Below are 14,115 nucleotides of genomic sequence, written 5' to 3' on the forward strand. Positions count from 1 at the left end.
TTCCTTTGTCCTCAGACGTTTTCGGGGACGACGACATCCAGCGGCTGCAGATCCGCTGGCGCTGCGAGGGTTCCGGTGACGGCCGTGGCCGCGGCGACCAGCGGCGAGACCAGGTGGGTACGGCCACCCTTGCCCTGCCGGCCTTCGAAGTTGCGGTTCGAGGTGGAGGCGCTGCGCTCGCCCGGCGCCAGCTGGTCCGGGTTCATGCCCAGGCACATCGAGCAACCCGCCCCACGCCACTCGGCGCCGGCGTCCTTGAAGATCCGGTCCAGACCTTCCGACTCGGCCTGCAGACGCACCCGGCCGGAACCCGGTACGACGAGCATGCGGGTGCCGTCGGCAACCTTCCGCCCGGCCAGTACGCCGGCCGCGGCCCGCAGGTCCTCGATCCGGCCGTTGGTGCAGGAGCCCAGGAAGACGGTGTCGACCTTGACCTCGCGGAGCGGAGTACCGGCGGTGAGGCCCATGTACTCGAGGGCGCGCTCGGCGGCGATCTTGTCGTTGGGCTCGTCGAAGTCGTCCGGCGACGGCACGTTGGCCGACAGCGGGACGCCCTGGCCGGGGTTCGTTCCCCAGGTGACGAACGGGGCGACGTCCTCGGCGCGCAGCACGACCTCGCGGTCGAAGGTCGCGTCCTCATCGGTGGCCAGGCTGTTCCAGTACTCGACCGCGGCTTCCCAGTCGAGACCCTGCGGCGCGTGCGGCTTGTCCTTCAGGTACGCGTAGGTGGTCTCGTCCGGCGCGATCATGCCGGCCTTCGCGCCCCACTCGATCGACATGTTGCAGATCGTCATCCGGGCTTCCATCGTCAGCGCGCGGATCGCTTCACCGCGGTACTCGACGATGTACCCCTGGCCGCCGCCCGTACCGACCTGTGCGATCAGCGAGAGCACCAGGTCCTTGGCCGAGACACCGTCGGGCAGTACGCCGTCGACGGTGACCGCCATCGTCTTGGGGCGGGCCTGCATCAGCGTCTGGGTGGCGAGCACGTGCTCGACCTCGCTGGTACCGATGCCGAAGGCAATCGCGCCGAACGCGCCATGCGTAGAGGTGTGGCTGTCACCGCAGACCACGGTCATCCCGGGCTGGGTCAGGCCGAGCTGCGGGCCGATCACGTGCACGACGCCCTGGTCCGGGTCGCCGAGCTTGTGGATTCGGACGCCGAACTCCTCCGCGTTCTTGCGCAGGGTGTCCACCTGCGTCCGCGAGGTCAGGTCGGCGATCGGCTTGTCGACGTCGAGCGTCGGGACGTTGTGGTCCTCGGTGGCGATCGTCAGATCCGGGCGGCGCACCTGCCGGCCCGCCAGCCGGAGGCCGTCGAAGGCCTGCGGACTGGTCACCTCGTGCACCAGGTGGAGATCGATGTAAAGGAGGTCGGGCTCTCCGTCGGCATGGCGCACGACATGCGCATCCCAGACCTTTTCCGACAACGTCCTACCCATCAGGCACTCCTCTAGATAGATTCTTAATCCCACCCCACCGCCCCGCACGGGTTTTGTGGTGGTGTTCTCTCGCTCACAGTGCGCCGGAACCGGCTGCAGAAGCGACTTGCGTTCCACGATTCGAGACGGCAATATCGTCTCATGGACAACTCTAGCGGAGTCGGCGTTCTCGACAAAGCAGCTCTCGTTCTGTCCGCACTCGAGTCCGGACCGGCGACCCTGGCCGGACTCGTGGCGGCGACGGGACTGGCCCGGCCGACGGCACACCGGCTCGCCGTCGCTCTCGAGCACCACCGGTTGGTGGGCCGGGACATGCAGGGTCGCTTCGTGCTCGGGCCACGGCTGAGCGAGTTGGCCTCCGCTGCCGGTGAGGACCGACTGCTGGCGACAGCCGGTCCGGTACTGGCGCGACTGCGCGACATCACTGGTGAGTCGGCGCAGCTTTTCAGGCGCCAGGGTGAGTACAGGGTCTGTGTCGCGGCTGCTGAGCGCCCGTCCGGCCTGCGCGACACCGTGCCGGTCGGCAGCCAGCTGACGATGGCCGCTGGATCCGCCGCTCAAATACTGCTTGCCTGGGAGGACCCGGAGCGGATGCACCGCGGTCTCCACAACGCCACCTTCAACGCGGCCGCCCTGGCCGGCGTACGCCGCCGCGGCTGGGCCCACTCGGTCGGCGAACGCGAGCAAGGCGTCGCCTCCGTCTCGGCCCCGGTCCGCTCCCCCTCGGGCAAGGTGATCGCCGCCGTCTCCGTCTCCGGCCCGATCGAACGCCTCTCCCGCCAGCCCGGCCGGATGCACGCGCCCGCCGTCATGGCCGCCGCCGAACGCCTCTCCGAAGCCCTCCGCCGCGCTTCCGAGTAGTTCACCCGGTACTACGAAACAGCCCGTCGCCTCCCGGCGACGGGCTGTTTCGTTGTCCGGCTTGATTACCCAGCCTGATTGCTCAACCGTCGACGCCGGTCAATGTCTCGATGACCCGGTCGACGTGAACCGCCAGCGCCTTGCCGACCGGCATCAGCTCGGGCGTGGAATGCGCCAACTGCGCATGCCCGAGGAACGCGGCGTACGCCAGCAAACTGCGGTCACGGGCCCGATCCTTCGACAGACCGAGTTCACCGAACAACGAGTTGAGATAACCCAGTCGCCGCTCGGTCACCCGTGCCAGCACCCGCGCCACGGGAGGATGCGTCGCACTCGCCTGGAGCGCGAGCTCGACCGAGCCGGCACTTGCTCCGGAGTCGTCCAGTACCGCGGTGAACACCAGACGCAGGAGTTCCCGGAGCCGGCTCGCAACGTCAGGCGCCTGCCCGGTGGCTGCGATCACCCGGTCAGTATCGCGTTGCTCCCAGCGCTCGAGAGCTGCCTCGATCAACGCGTTCCGATCGGCGAAGTGCCAGTAGAAACTGCCCTTCGTCGTACCGAGCGCCTTGGCCAGCGGTTCCACCGCCACCGCCGCCAGCCCACCACGTGCCAGCGCGTCGAGCGCCGCCACCGTCCAGTCGTCCGCGGTCAAGGACGCGCGCTTCCCATTCGCCATGACCATACGCTACCGTATGGTCAATCCTCCATACGGAGGCGTATGGAAGGAGTGCCATGAACGCATCCACAGTCATCGCCGCCGAGGTCCAGGACCGCGAGGAGCGCACTGCCCCTCGCTTCGTCATCCGCGTCGTCCGGCGCTATCCGCTGATCACCTTCGTTCTGCTGGCCTGCCTGTTCGGCTGGTCGCCCTACATCGCCGCCTTGTTCGGCTGGGGATCCCATCCGGAGAACCTGCCGCTCGGCCCGCTCCCCGCTGCACTGATCGTGGTCGCCTGCCAAGGCCGCGCCGAGCTGCGCAGGTGGGCGCTCCGGCTGCGCAGCTGGCGCGCTGCTCCGAAGTGGTACCTGCTGGCCATCTTGGCGCCGCTGGCGGTGCACCTCGTCAACGTGCTGGTGAACCACGCGCTCGGTGCGCCGTGGCCCACCGCCGACCAACTCGCGACCTGGCCGTCCGCCCTGGCATCGTTCGTCGTGTTACTCGTCCTGGTCGGCATCGGCGAGGAGGCCGGCTGGATCGCCTTCGCGGCTCCGATCCTGCTCCGCCGGCACGGTCTGCTGGCCGCCTGGGCCATCGCGTCGGCGATCCGGATCGGGTGGCACCTGCCGCTGATGATCAACGGCGATCTGTCCTGGACGCTCGGGGTCGTCGGCAACGCGGCGTTCACGATGCTGATGCTGCAGCTCTTCATCGCCGGCGGTGGCCGCTGGAGTCTGGTGGCGGTCTGGCACGCGAGCCTCAACGCCTTCGGCAGCGGCTTCTTCTTCCAGTTCGTCAGCGGCGCCGACAATGCCCGGCTCGGCGTGCTGCTCTCCGTCGCGTACACCGTTGTGGCGACCATCACCTGCCTCGTCGTGCGGCAGCGTCGCAGCCAGTAGGACAGCACCCAGCCAGTATTACGAACAGCCCGTCGCCTCCGCGGCGGGCTGTTTCAGTTCTCCTGCACTGCGGGTGGCGTGCTTGCCGAGGCCGTGGGGCGGGATCACGATGAGCTCAGGGGTACTGCTCTTCGGGAGGTACTGCGATGGTGCGGGACTGGATGACTGTTGGCTGGAAGTTGCTGATCGTTCGCGGGGTGATCGGCGTCGTATTCGGGATCCTGGCGATCGCCTGGCCGATCTCGACCGCGATCGCGCTGGCGTTGCTGTGGGGCTTCTGGGCGTTGATGGACGGGATCGGGTCGCTGACCCAGGCGTTCCGGCCGGAGGCACGGGGCAGCCGACTGTGGTTGATCGTGCTCGGTGTGATCGCGTTGGTCGCGGCCTTCTTCGCCATCTTCAGCCCGGCCGTCACGGCCGTGACGCTGACCTGGATCCTCGGCATCTGGCTGATCGTCCGGGGTGTGTTCGAGGCGATCGGGGCCTTCACCACCAACCACGTGACGCCGAGGTGGTTCCTGCTCCTCGGAGCCGCCTTCTCGATCCTGCTCGGCATCCTCTTCGCCGCCAACCCCGGCAAGGGCGCGGTAGGTATCGCGGTCTTCCTCGGAGTGGTCGCGCTGCTGTGGGGCGCGACGTTCCTGGTCGCCGGTCTGTCGATGCGCCGGCTGATGGCGAGCACCCCACAGTCGCAGGTGTGACGCTCACCTCACCCAAGTACTGCGGGCAAAAACAAGCGCCCCTCACCTGGTGGTGAGGGGCGCTTTTCTCTGGTAGCCCCGACGGGATTCGAACCCGCGCTACCGCCTTGAGAGGGCGGCGTGCTAGGCCGCTACACAACGGGGCCAGAGGGTTGTCGACCGGTTCCGGAGAGCCGACCAACGAGGATGAACTGTACCTAACTTCCAGCGATACGGTCCAATCGCTGGGGTACTAGGACTCGAACCTAGACTAACTGGACCAGAACCAGTCGGGCTGCCAATTACCCCATACCCCAAAGCTTGTTACTGCGATTGTCAGTGCGTTTCCGCCCTCACAACCTGGCCCGCTGAGCCTATCGCAGCATGCCGCCAGAAACCAAAACGAGGTCAGCGTCCTCAGCTGTCACTCCCGTCACAGCAGTCGCCGCCCCGGACCACGATCCGAAACCAGTGAGGTCGCGAGCGGCAGTTCGCACCGCGTCGCCATTCCCTGCTTGCGGGCCAGCAGCACAGCGATCGCACCGAAGGCGGCGAACTTCACCACATCGACGATGACCAGCGACCAGGGTGCGTCGGACGCCCCGAGGCTGTCGCCCACGCTGTTCGTCAGAGCCGCGTAGATGAAGGTGATCACGTTGTTCGCCGCATGCGCCGCGATCGGCGCCTCCAGCCCACCGGTAAGGACCGCGAGCAACCCCGCCACCAGACCGAACGCGAACCGGTCCAGGAACAGCGCCGGGCTCTCCCACGGCCAGACCCCGTGCGCCATCGTGAACAGCACGGTCGTCACCAGTACTGCGACCAGCGAGCTCCGCACCACCGCACCGACCGCCTGCAGCAGATAGCCGCGGAAGAAGTACTCCTCCCCCGCTGCTTGGAACGTCGACGTCAGCAACGTCACTGCGATCACGCCGGCCGCATCCGGGGCCACGCCGGACCCGCCGCCCAGGACATCGACGCCGCCGAGCTCGATGACGCCGAGCATCACCAGCTCCACCACCACGGCCGCGACGCCGAACACCGCGAGCGGCCGCCAGCGGACCTTGCCGGTCACCGAGGACAGCAAGCCCGGCGTCTGCTTGTTCAGCTTGGTCGCGACGATCATCGTCAGCGGGATCAGCACGATCAGCGACAGGTTCGTCGCCAGCAGGCCGAGCCACGACACGGTCCCCTTGGGGTCGGTCCGGATCGACTGCTGGATCGACAGCACCAGCACGCTCCAGAACATCCAGCCGACCAGCACGGTCAGTGCCCCGAGGAGCACGAACGCGGACGGCGTGACGTTGTTGCGCAGCAGCCGGTGGTACGGCTGCGGGCCGGTGTCCCGGGGGTCGAGCGACGCCCCGGGACCCGGCGTACCGGCGTACGACATCACTCCGCCGGGAGGCTCGCGCGGGCCTGCTCGATGCGGCGGAGCGAGCGCTCCCGGCCGAGCAGTTCCAGCGACTCGAACAACGGCGGCGAGATCCGGCGGCCGGAGATCGCGACCCGGACCGGGCCGAACGCGTTCTTCGGCTTCAGCCCCAGACCCTCGATCAGCGACGCCCGCAACGCGGCCTCGATCGCCTCGGTCTTCCACTCGCCGACCCCGGCCAGCGCCTTGCCGGTCGCCTCCAGTACCGCGCCGGCGTCGCCGGTGAGCACCTTGGCGGCCGAGTCCGGGTCGATCGAGAACGCCTCGTCCGGTACGAACAGGAAGCCGAGCATCTCGACCGATTCCGACAGCGTGTTCATCCGCTCCTGCACCAGCGGCACGGCGGCGCTGAGCAACTCCAGCTGCTCCGCCGACGGCTCGGCCGGCAGAATGCCCGCCTTGGCCAGGAACGGTATGACGCGCTTGGTGTACTCGGCCGGGTCGAGCATCCGCATGTGGGAGGCGTTGATCGCCTCGCACTTCTTCGGGTCGAACCGGGCCGCGTTCGCGTTCACCTTGCGGATGTCGAACGCCTTGATCATCTCGTCCATGGTGAAGACGTCGCGGTCGTCGGCGATCGACCAGCCCAGCAGGGCCAGGTAGTTCAGCAGCCCCTCGGGCAGGAAGCCGCGCTCCATGTACTCGCCGAGGCCGGCGCCCGGGTCGCGCTTGGACAGCTTCTTGTTGCCCTCGCCCATCACGAACGGCAGGTGCCCGAACCGCGGCGTCCGGCCGGAGCCGATGCCGATCTCGGCCAGCGCCTCGTACAGGGCGATCTGGCGCGGGGTCGAGGAGAGGAGGTCTTCACCACGGAGTACGTGGGAGATCTCCATCAGCGCGTCGTCGACCGGGTTCACCAGTGGGTAGAGCGGGTAGCCGTTGGCCCGGACGAGCACGTAGTCGCCCAGATTCTCCGGCAGGAAGGTGATCTCGCCACGGACCAGGTCGTCGAAGGTGATCGGACGATCGGGCATCCGCAGCCGTACTACGGGACGCCGCCCCTCGTCGATGTACGCCTGCACCTGCTCGGGCGTCAGCGCGCGGCAGTGACCGTCGTACCCACTGTGCTGCCCGGCGGTACGAGCTGCCTCGCGGCGCTGGTCGAGCTCCTCCTGCGAGCAGTAGCAGTGGTACGCCTTGCCCGCGGCAAGCAGCTTCGCCACGACGTCGGCGTACGTGTCCATCCGCTCGGACTGCAGGTACGGGCCGTACTCGCCGCCGACCTCCGGGCCCTCGTCCCAGTTCAGGCCGAGCCAGCTGAGCGAGTCGAGCGTGTACTGCAGCGCCTCGGGGGTGTTGCGGGACTTGTCGGTGTCCTCGATCCGCAGGATGAGCTTGCCGCCGTAGTGCCGGGCGAAGGCCCAGTTGAACAGCGCGCTGCGGATGTTGCCGACCGTCAGCAGCCCGGTGGGCGACGGTGGGAAGCGCACTCGCACCTGGTTGGGCTCCAAGCCGCCGAGGACATCGTCGTCGGTCAGGGCAGGCTTGTCAGTCACGCACGATCACCTTGTTCGTCAGAGTTCCGAGTCCTTCGACGCTGACGGCGACCTCGTCGCCGGGCAGCATCGGGCCGACACCCGCGGGGGTGCCGGTGAGCACGACATCGCCAGGCAGCAACGTCGTGAACGAGGTGATGTAGGCCAGCACCTCGGGAATGTCGAAGATGAACTGCGAGGTCCGGCCGTCCTGCTTCGGCTCGCCGTTCAGCGTGGTGGTGACGCGGAGGTCGGCCACGTCCAGGTCCGTACTGATCCACGGGCCGAGCGGGCAGAACGTGTCGTACCCCTTCGCCCGGGCCCATTGGCCGTCGGACTTCTGCAGGTCCCGGGCCGTCACGTCGTTGGCGATCGTGTAGCCGAAGATGACCTCTTCGGCCCGCTCCTTCGGCAGGTCGCGGCAGATCCGGCCGATCACGATCGCCAGCTCGCCCTCGAAGTGCAGGTCGTTGGTCTGCTCGGGGTAGACGATGCCGTCCCGCGGGCCGACCACGCTGGTGTTCGGCTTCAGGAAGATCAGCGGCTCCTTCGGCACCTCGTTGCCGAGCTCCTCGGCGTGCGCCTGGTAGTTGCGCCCGACGCAGACCACCTTGCTGCGCGGGATCACCGGGGCGAGCAGCCGGACGTCCGCCAATTGCAGTTGTTCGCCGGTGAACTGGACCGGCCGGTACAGCGGGTCCGAGTCGAGCACTGCGACGGTACCGGTGAGCCCCTCGGGGTCATCGGTCTCGACGACGCCGTACTTCGGTTCGTCGTCGACGGAGAATCTGGCGATACGCACGTGCAGCCTTTACTTCGAGGTGGGTCGACTACTGGAGTCAATACCAGAGTCACGATCGCCCCGAGCCTACCGTCGTGCCGGGGTGAGACAGTTATCCGGTGACGACTGACATCCGGCTGGCGCTGCCCGCGGAGTACGACGCAGTGGGCGAGCTGACCGCCGAGGCCTATGCGGTGGACGGTTTCATCCCGCCCGGCTCCGACTACGGGCTGACCCTGCGCAACGCGGCCGACCGCGCGGCGAAGGCGGAGTTGTGGGTCGCTGCCGACGGTACGGAACTCTTAGGCACGGTCACCTTCTGTGTACCTGGCTCGGTGTACGCCGAGATCGGCCGCGACGGCGAGGGCGAGTTCCGGATGCTCGGGGTGGCGGCGACTGCGCGCGGCCGGGGCATCGGTACCGCGCTGTCCGAGCACTGCGTGGACCGGAGCCGTTCACTGGGCTACCACCGCGTCGTCTTGTCGAGCGCCAGCTACATGACCACAGCCCACCGTATGTACGGCCGCCTCGGCTTCACCCGCCTCCCCGAACGCGACTGGTCCCCCCGCCCCGGCGTCGACCTGTACGCCTTCTCCCTGGACCTATGACCGTCGTACTGGACCCCTCCGACTGGCAACCGCTCCAAGCAGCCCACGCGCTTCGGGTAGACGCCTTGCTCGCAGGTCATCTGGAGCGCAAGGCCCGCGGCGAGAAGCACCCGGTCGAGGACTTCCTCTTCACCTACTACCCCACACGCCCCAAACAACTCCGCCTCTGGCACCCCGGCCCGGGCATTGGTTTGCGCGGCGCTCGGGCTTACGAGGGCAAACGCGGCTACCTGTACGCCGATGACGTGGCTCGGCTGGACCCGGCCGAGATCTCCCGCCGCTCCGACTCCATCACCTGGATCGGAAGGTTGCTATCAGCAACCGCCTCCCGCCAACCCCAATTCGGCTGCTTCGGCCTCCACGAATGGGCCATGGTCTATCGCTCAGACGAGACACGCCACGACTGGCCGCTGCGTCTGGGCAGTGAAGCCACCAACCAGGTCGTGAAGTCAAGCAAAATCGCCTGCTCCCACTTCGACGCCTTCCGCTTCTTCACCGAGCCGGCCCGGCCTCTCAACGTCCTGCAGCCCACTCGTGAGTCCCAGCCCGCTTTGGAGCAAGGCGGCTGCCTCCACGCCAACATGGACCTCTACAAGTGGGCGACCAAGTTGATGCCGTTCGCCCCCAGTTCGCTCGTTCTCGACTGCTTCGAACTAGCGCGAGACATCCGCACCCTCGACATGCGCGCGTCGCCGTACGACTTCACCGCCCTCGGGTACATCCCGGTCGAGATCGAGACCTCGGCCGGTAAGTCCGAATACGCGGCCGCCCAACGCTCGTTCGCCGTTCGCGCCGACCCGCTTCGCCGGCAACTCATCGAACTCTGCGAACGCCTGCTCCAACCTGTCGCCACCAGCTGAAGCTAGGCCGTCAGGTCGGCGAAGACCACGAGATTGGCTTCGAACTTGCCGGATACGTAGTCGAGTCCGCCGCAGGTGATCAGCCGCAGCCCGGCGTGGTCGAGATCGCCGTACACCGCGGAGCTCGGGAAGGTGGACTTTGGGTACTGCTTGACCCGGACCACCCTGAATGCCGCCGCGCTGCGATCGTGGCGGATCACGGTGATCTTGTCGCCTGGCCGCAGCCCGCGCAGTCCGGCGAAGACGCCCGGCCGGCCGGACCAGCGGACGTGGCCGACGATGACGGCGGGGCCTTTCTCACCTGGAGTGGGGGCGCCGGTGAACCAGCCGGCTGGGAATCCGTTCGGCGGTACCTGCAGATCGCCGGTGGACTTGAGGCCCAGGCGAATCAGACTCGAATCCACCCCGATCGCGGGTATGACAACCCGGATCGGGGTGGACGGCCGCATCGGAGCCGGCCGACGGTGGCCCTGGCCGGGGGGTCGTGGCCGGGACGGTCCGGCTGGCTCCGTGCGGAGTACTGGGTTGGGTTGGCGTGCTGTCTCTTCGTCCTGCGCGACACTCGTGCGGTGAGCCGCGGTCGCGGCCGGTGTGCTGACGTGGGTGTTCGGCCTGGGTGTGAGGACGGTGGTGGTCGGCGCAGCGGTCCCGCTCGGTACGTCGAACTGCATCGGGTCGGTGTGAGTCGGCCCCGTGCCCGACTCACTGCTACACCCCGCCACGACAAGAGCCGCCACCATGAGCATGACCGCTGCGCCGGTCCTCACGGCGTTGTCCAGCCGAACCATGGGACGACCGGAGGCTCGATCAGCCAGATCGACCAGCCGGACGCATCCCCCGTACCAACAGGCCCCCGCGGCGTCTTGGTCACCTGCGGCGGCTTAGGCCCGGTCGGCGGCGTTGTGGGTGGGGTCGTCGGTGGTGTGGTCGGCGGCGTTGTGGGTGGGGTCGTCGGTGGTGTGGTCGGCGGCGTCGTGGGCGGCGTCGTGGGCGGAGTCGTGGGTGGGGTGGTCGGCGGCGTCGTGGGCGGAGTCGTCGGCGGCGTCGTGGGTGGGGTGGTCGGTGGCGTCGTCGGCGGTGTGGTCGGCGGCGTTGTGGGCGGAGTGGTGGGCGGCGTCGTCGGTGGTGTGGTCGGCGGCGTCGTCGGTGGCGTGGTCGGCGGCGTCGTGGGTGGCGTGGTCGGCGGAGTTGTGGGTGGGGAGGTTGGTGGGGTGGGGGTGCAGAGTGGTTTGGTGACGGTGTTTGTGTCCAGGGTGACGGCGCCGTTGCGGGCCAGTAGGCGGCCGATTGCGGTGGCGCCGGTCTGCATCGTGATCGACGTCAACGCCAGGATGGTGCCGCGGAAACTGGTGGCGGTACCGATCGTCGCGGAGCTGCCGATCTGCCAGAACACGTTGCAGGACTGGGCTCCGTTGGTCAGCAGCACCTGGCTGCTGGAGGCCGTGGTAAGCGTCGAGCCCGCCTGGAACACGAACACCGGCCCCGCGTCGCCCTCGGCATCCAAGGTGAGGGTCCCGGTCAGCCCGATCGAGGACGCCGAGTTGTAGACCCCCTGGGTCAGGGTCTTGCCACCCAGGTCGTCGGTGATCGGTGACGGCGGCGACTCCCCTGCCGCGACGTTGTAGGCCGTGACCAGGTCGTCCTTCGCGCCTTGGGTGACGCTGTCCCCGGCATGGTTCGTCCCGGTGATCGTCATCGTCCCCGTCCCGCTGATCGACGGGTTGGGGAAACTGCCGATGTCGCCGTTCAGCGTGGTCGGCCCGGTATTGGTGATCCCCGACCCGCCCAGCACCACGAAACTTCCGGCCGTACCCAACGGCACCTGGACCGCCGCCGCCTGGGCGCTTCGTCCGGTGACCAGCATGCCTCCCGCGGAGACTGCGACCGCTGCGGCGACCGCCAGCACGCTCAGCCGCCAGCCGCCTCGGATCGGCCCGTGCCTGGAGAATTTCATGATCGATTCACCCTCAAGTCCATCGATAAGTGCCTGATCCGGCAGGCAGCACCGCGTGCCGCGCCGGCAGTCTTCGCGAGGGAGGGTCCGCTGCTACACGGACGACGTCTCGAGGGCCGGGCAGAGGCCGGCAACAGGACATCGGGAGACCGCCATCGGCGGGAACACCAGGTCCCGCCGCGAGTTGATGGCGCGTTCGCACCCCGTTCGATCGGCGGCAGTCCACAGAGGCCGCGATACGCCGATCACAATTCGTAACTGAGGCTGACGTTAGGTCACCAATCACTACCTGTCAACAACTCGACGGATGCCATCGGCAACCAGTCCGGTTAGTTGCCTGATTCAACTAGTGCGGGCCTCCGGCGCACGCGTCCGCGCTCAACTGGCGAGAGGTGATTAATCAAGGTTGTTCAATAAGCTTGAATAAGGCACACTCGATGGTATGGCTCGGGTGGAACTGCATCGGTGGCCGGGGCACCCGGATGGGTTCACCCGGGCTGAGCGGCTGGGCGGGTCGTATGAGTTGTACTTTCCTGATCCGCTGGTCGGCCGGGACTTCGACCTCAGCGATGAGGTGCTGGCCGCGTTGGAGGATGCGGCCGGGGATCTCGCGCGGCTGGATGCGACCGCGGCGGTACTGACGAACAGCGAGGCGTTGGCCCGGTTGTTGTTGCGGGCAGAGGCCGTTGGGTCGTCCCAGATCGAGGGCTTGGTGGTGGGAGCTCGGCGGTTACTCAAGGCCGAGGCATTGCGCGACAGTGGGCGGCATCATGACGTGACGGCCGAGGAGGTGCTCGGGGCGGTCGACGCGATGATGTGGGTGAACGAGTCGGTCCGGATCGGGGACAAACTAGAGGTTGAGCATCTGCTGGAAGCGCATCGGCGGTTGATGGCGCATTCGCCGAATCCTGAGTTCGGGGGTGAGGTGCGTTATCTGCAGAACTGGATCGGTGGGCGCTCCCCCGCTGAGGCGTATTACGTGCCGCCGCCGGCTCATGTGGTGCCTGAGTTGCTGGCGGATCTGATGGCGTTTGTTCGTGAGTCGCCGTTACCGGTGCTGGCGAAGACGGGGATTGCGCATGCGCAGTTCGAGACGATCCATCCATTTGCCGATGGCAACGGTCGGACCGGGCGGGCGCTGATTCATATGGTTTTGCGGGCGGAGGGGCTGGTCGAGCGGAGTGTGCCGCCGGTGTCGCTGTCGCTTGCCACGCATGCGACGCAGTACGTCGAAGCGCTGACTGCGTTTCGGCATACCGGCAAGGCCACCAACGCGCGCGCCCGCAGTGCTGCGAACGAGTGGCTGCTGATGTTCGCCACCGCGTGCAGCCATGCGACCGGCGAGGCCGCACGATTCGAACGCACCGCCGCGGACCTCAAGACTGCTTGGCGCGAACGAGCTGCGCCGGTGCGTGCGGGATCCGCCGTTGACCTCCTGATCGACACTCTGCCGGCCGCACCCGTCCTGACGCTCGCCGCCGCGGCTGAGCTGATCGGCAGGTCGCAGCAGGCCGCGAATCAGGCGCTGGCACGGCTGACCGAGGTCGCCGTTCTGCGCGAGATCACCGACGGTCGCCGCAACCGTGTGTATGAAGCTCCTGAGTTGATCGATGCCTTCACCCTCCTCGAACGCCGCTTCGCCAGCCCGGCGGCCGACACCCAGGTCGCGGCGCCTAGCAGACCGGTTCCGTCAGTGCCACGACCAACACGCTGAGCTGATTGACTTTCCTCGCTTCCTCGATGAACAATTCGAACACATGTTCGAGAGCTGGACCAAATCGGGGAGTGTGAGGATCTGTGATGCCGGAGCCGTTCGACTGGGAGATCTTGCAGCGGCCGTCCGCCATGGCGATGGTGCGCGGGCAGCTCGGCTTCAGCTGGATGGTGTTGTCGGGCCGGTTGGCGGCGCTGACCGACGAGGAGTACTTCTGGCGGCCGAGCAGTGAGGCGCTGACGGTGGTGCGCCGGCAGTACGCGGGGCGGTTCAGGTCGCTCGGGTCGGGCGAGTGGGTGGCGCAATGGCCGGACGAGCCGGACCATCGCGGGCCGCGGACGATCGCCTGGCTGATCGCGCATCTGACCGAAACGTTCTTCGAGCGTTGGGAATGGACCTTCGGCGCGAGCCGACAAGGGCGCGCTGACATCACCTTGCACGGCAACGCCCAGGACGCCGTCGCGTGGCTGGCGCACTGGGTCGAGGCCTGGCGCGACTCCATCGCCGAACTGGAGGAAGACCAAGCGATGACCGTAGGCCTCAGCCAAGCCACCGAACTGGACGCCGCCGAGCCCTTCGGCCACGTGGTCCTCCGCCTCAACCGCGAACTCATCCACCACGGCTCAGAAATCATGACCCTCCAAGACCTCCACGCCCTAGCCGCCTGACCTCCTCCCCCCATCCCCTGGTCGCCGAGGCGGAGGCCGCTCCATCCACCGCTCAGGAGCGCGCCTCGGCGACCAGGCCT

Annotated in this window: 14 protein-coding genes and 2 tRNA genes; 7 read left to right on the forward strand and 9 right to left on the reverse strand. The window is 67.7% G+C overall.

The genetic code is table 11. The features are described 5' to 3' along the window. Positions 1-11: 11 nt before the first annotated feature. Positions 12-1,442, reverse strand: a complete 1,431-nt coding sequence (leuC, locus tag OHA70_RS38185; protein WP_328326483.1) for a 3-isopropylmalate dehydratase large subunit — start codon at positions 1,440-1,442, stop codon at positions 12-14. Positions 1,443-1,583: 141 nt separating this feature from the next. Between leuC and OHA70_RS38190 the strand changes: the two genes are divergently transcribed. Beyond that, positions 1,584-2,303, forward strand: coding sequence for an IclR family transcriptional regulator (locus tag OHA70_RS38190; protein ID WP_012922430.1), 720 nt, complete (start codon positions 1,584-1,586; stop codon positions 2,301-2,303). 82 nt (positions 2,304-2,385) lie between these two features. Here the strand turns inward: OHA70_RS38190 and OHA70_RS38195 are convergent, their stop codons facing one another. Next, a complete protein-coding gene (locus OHA70_RS38195) occupies positions 2,386-2,979 on the reverse strand; it encodes a TetR/AcrR family transcriptional regulator (protein ID WP_328326494.1) in 594 nt (197 codons plus the stop codon). A 56-nt stretch (positions 2,980-3,035) separates the two neighbouring features. Here OHA70_RS38195 and OHA70_RS38200 point away from each other — a divergent pair, with 56 nt between their 5' ends. Together OHA70_RS38200 and OHA70_RS38205 are read left to right on the forward strand one after the other, a co-directional pair. Continuing rightward, positions 3,036-3,860, forward strand: a complete 825-nt coding sequence (locus OHA70_RS38200; protein WP_328326496.1) for a hypothetical protein — start codon at positions 3,036-3,038, stop codon at positions 3,858-3,860. Between the two features lie 161 nt (positions 3,861-4,021). Beyond that, positions 4,022-4,561 (forward strand): HdeD family acid-resistance protein, encoded by a 540-nt coding sequence (locus tag OHA70_RS38205; protein ID WP_328326498.1) that lies wholly within the window; start codon positions 4,022-4,024, stop codon positions 4,559-4,561. A gap of 70 nt (positions 4,562-4,631) precedes the next feature. Here OHA70_RS38205 and OHA70_RS38210 read toward each other — a convergent pair. The 5 genes from OHA70_RS38210 to OHA70_RS38230 all read right to left on the reverse strand — a co-directional run bounded on the left by OHA70_RS38210 (position 4,632) and on the right by OHA70_RS38230 (position 8,252). Beyond that, positions 4,632-4,707, reverse strand: a tRNA-Glu gene (locus OHA70_RS38210). A 78-nt stretch (positions 4,708-4,785) separates the two neighbouring features. Beyond that, a tRNA-Gln gene (locus OHA70_RS38215) sits at positions 4,786-4,857 on the reverse strand. A gap of 116 nt (positions 4,858-4,973) precedes the next feature. After that, positions 4,974-5,933 (reverse strand): CPBP family intramembrane glutamic endopeptidase, encoded by a 960-nt coding sequence (locus tag OHA70_RS38220; RefSeq protein ID WP_328326500.1) that lies wholly within the window; start codon positions 5,931-5,933, stop codon positions 4,974-4,976. Beyond that, a complete protein-coding gene (gltX, locus tag OHA70_RS38225) occupies positions 5,933-7,471 on the reverse strand; it encodes a glutamate--tRNA ligase (protein WP_328326502.1) in 1,539 nt (512 codons plus the stop codon). The genes OHA70_RS38220 and gltX overlap by 1 nt, the downstream gene beginning before the upstream one ends. Then, the gene (locus tag OHA70_RS38230; RefSeq protein ID WP_328326504.1) at positions 7,464-8,252 is read right to left on the reverse strand and encodes a fumarylacetoacetate hydrolase family protein; all 789 of its coding nucleotides are present in this window, start codon (positions 8,250-8,252) and stop codon (positions 7,464-7,466) included. Before OHA70_RS38230 ends, gltX begins: the two co-directional genes overlap by 8 nt. A gap of 98 nt (positions 8,253-8,350) precedes the next feature. Here OHA70_RS38230 and OHA70_RS38235 point away from each other — a divergent pair, with 98 nt between their 5' ends. Both OHA70_RS38235 and OHA70_RS38240 read left to right on the forward strand, forming a co-directional pair. Beyond that, positions 8,351-8,839 carry a GNAT family N-acetyltransferase gene (locus OHA70_RS38235; RefSeq protein WP_328326506.1) on the forward strand — a complete coding sequence of 163 codons (489 nt, stop codon included), beginning with the start codon at positions 8,351-8,353 and terminating at the stop codon, positions 8,837-8,839. Beyond that, a complete protein-coding gene (locus OHA70_RS38240; RefSeq protein ID WP_328326508.1) occupies positions 8,836-9,699 on the forward strand; it encodes a 3-methyladenine DNA glycosylase in 864 nt (287 codons plus the stop codon). The genes OHA70_RS38235 and OHA70_RS38240 overlap by 4 nt, the downstream gene beginning before the upstream one ends. 2 nt (positions 9,700-9,701) lie before the next feature. Here the strand turns inward: OHA70_RS38240 and OHA70_RS38245 are convergent, their stop codons facing one another. Then, the gene (locus OHA70_RS38245; protein WP_328326510.1) at positions 9,702-10,370 is read right to left on the reverse strand and encodes a class F sortase; all 669 of its coding nucleotides are present in this window, start codon (positions 10,368-10,370) and stop codon (positions 9,702-9,704) included. A gap of 92 nt (positions 10,371-10,462) precedes the next feature. Continuing rightward, the gene (locus OHA70_RS38250; protein WP_328326512.1) at positions 10,463-11,653 is read right to left on the reverse strand and encodes an ice-binding family protein; all 1,191 of its coding nucleotides are present in this window, start codon (positions 11,651-11,653) and stop codon (positions 10,463-10,465) included. 442 nt (positions 11,654-12,095) lie between these two features. Here OHA70_RS38250 and OHA70_RS38255 point away from each other — a divergent pair, with 442 nt between their 5' ends. After that, positions 12,096-13,367, forward strand: a complete 1,272-nt coding sequence (locus OHA70_RS38255) for a Fic family protein (protein WP_328326514.1) — start codon at positions 12,096-12,098, stop codon at positions 13,365-13,367. 86 nt (positions 13,368-13,453) lie between these two features. Beyond that, entirely contained in the window at positions 13,454-14,035 is a 582-nt protein-coding gene (locus tag OHA70_RS38260) for a DinB family protein (protein WP_328326516.1), read from the forward strand. The last annotated feature ends 80 nt before the right edge of the window (positions 14,036-14,115 follow it).

This window comes from Kribbella sp. NBC_00382 (assembly GCF_036067295.1).
Taxonomy (GTDB): Bacteria; Actinomycetota; Actinomycetes; order Propionibacteriales; family Kribbellaceae; genus Kribbella.

Bases quoted from the DNA above. Each gene is read 5' to 3' on its own strand.
- leuC (WP_328326483.1), bottom strand. From the start codon at position 1,442: ATGGGTAGGACGTTGTCGGAAAAGGTCTGGGATGCGCATGTCGTGCGC.
- OHA70_RS38190 (WP_012922430.1), top strand. From the start codon at position 1,584: ATGGACAACTCTAGCGGAGTCGGCGTTCTCGACAAAGCAGCTCTCGTT.
- OHA70_RS38195 (WP_328326494.1), bottom strand. From the start codon at position 2,979: ATGGCGAATGGGAAGCGCGCGTCCTTGACCGCGGACGACTGGACGGTG.
- OHA70_RS38200 (WP_328326496.1), top strand. From the start codon at position 3,036: ATGAACGCATCCACAGTCATCGCCGCCGAGGTCCAGGACCGCGAGGAG.
- OHA70_RS38205 (WP_328326498.1), top strand. From the start codon at position 4,022: ATGACTGTTGGCTGGAAGTTGCTGATCGTTCGCGGGGTGATCGGCGTC.
- OHA70_RS38220 (WP_328326500.1), bottom strand. From the start codon at position 5,933: ATGTCGTACGCCGGTACGCCGGGTCCCGGGGCGTCGCTCGACCCCCGG.
- OHA70_RS38240 (WP_328326508.1), top strand. From the start codon at position 8,836: ATGACCGTCGTACTGGACCCCTCCGACTGGCAACCGCTCCAAGCAGCC.
- OHA70_RS38245 (WP_328326510.1), bottom strand. From the start codon at position 10,370: ATGCAGTTCGACGTACCGAGCGGGACCGCTGCGCCGACCACCACCGTC.
- OHA70_RS38250 (WP_328326512.1), bottom strand. From the start codon at position 11,653: ATGAAATTCTCCAGGCACGGGCCGATCCGAGGCGGCTGGCGGCTGAGC.
- OHA70_RS38255 (WP_328326514.1), top strand. From the start codon at position 12,096: ATGGCTCGGGTGGAACTGCATCGGTGGCCGGGGCACCCGGATGGGTTC.
- OHA70_RS38260 (WP_328326516.1), top strand. From the start codon at position 13,454: ATGCCGGAGCCGTTCGACTGGGAGATCTTGCAGCGGCCGTCCGCCATG.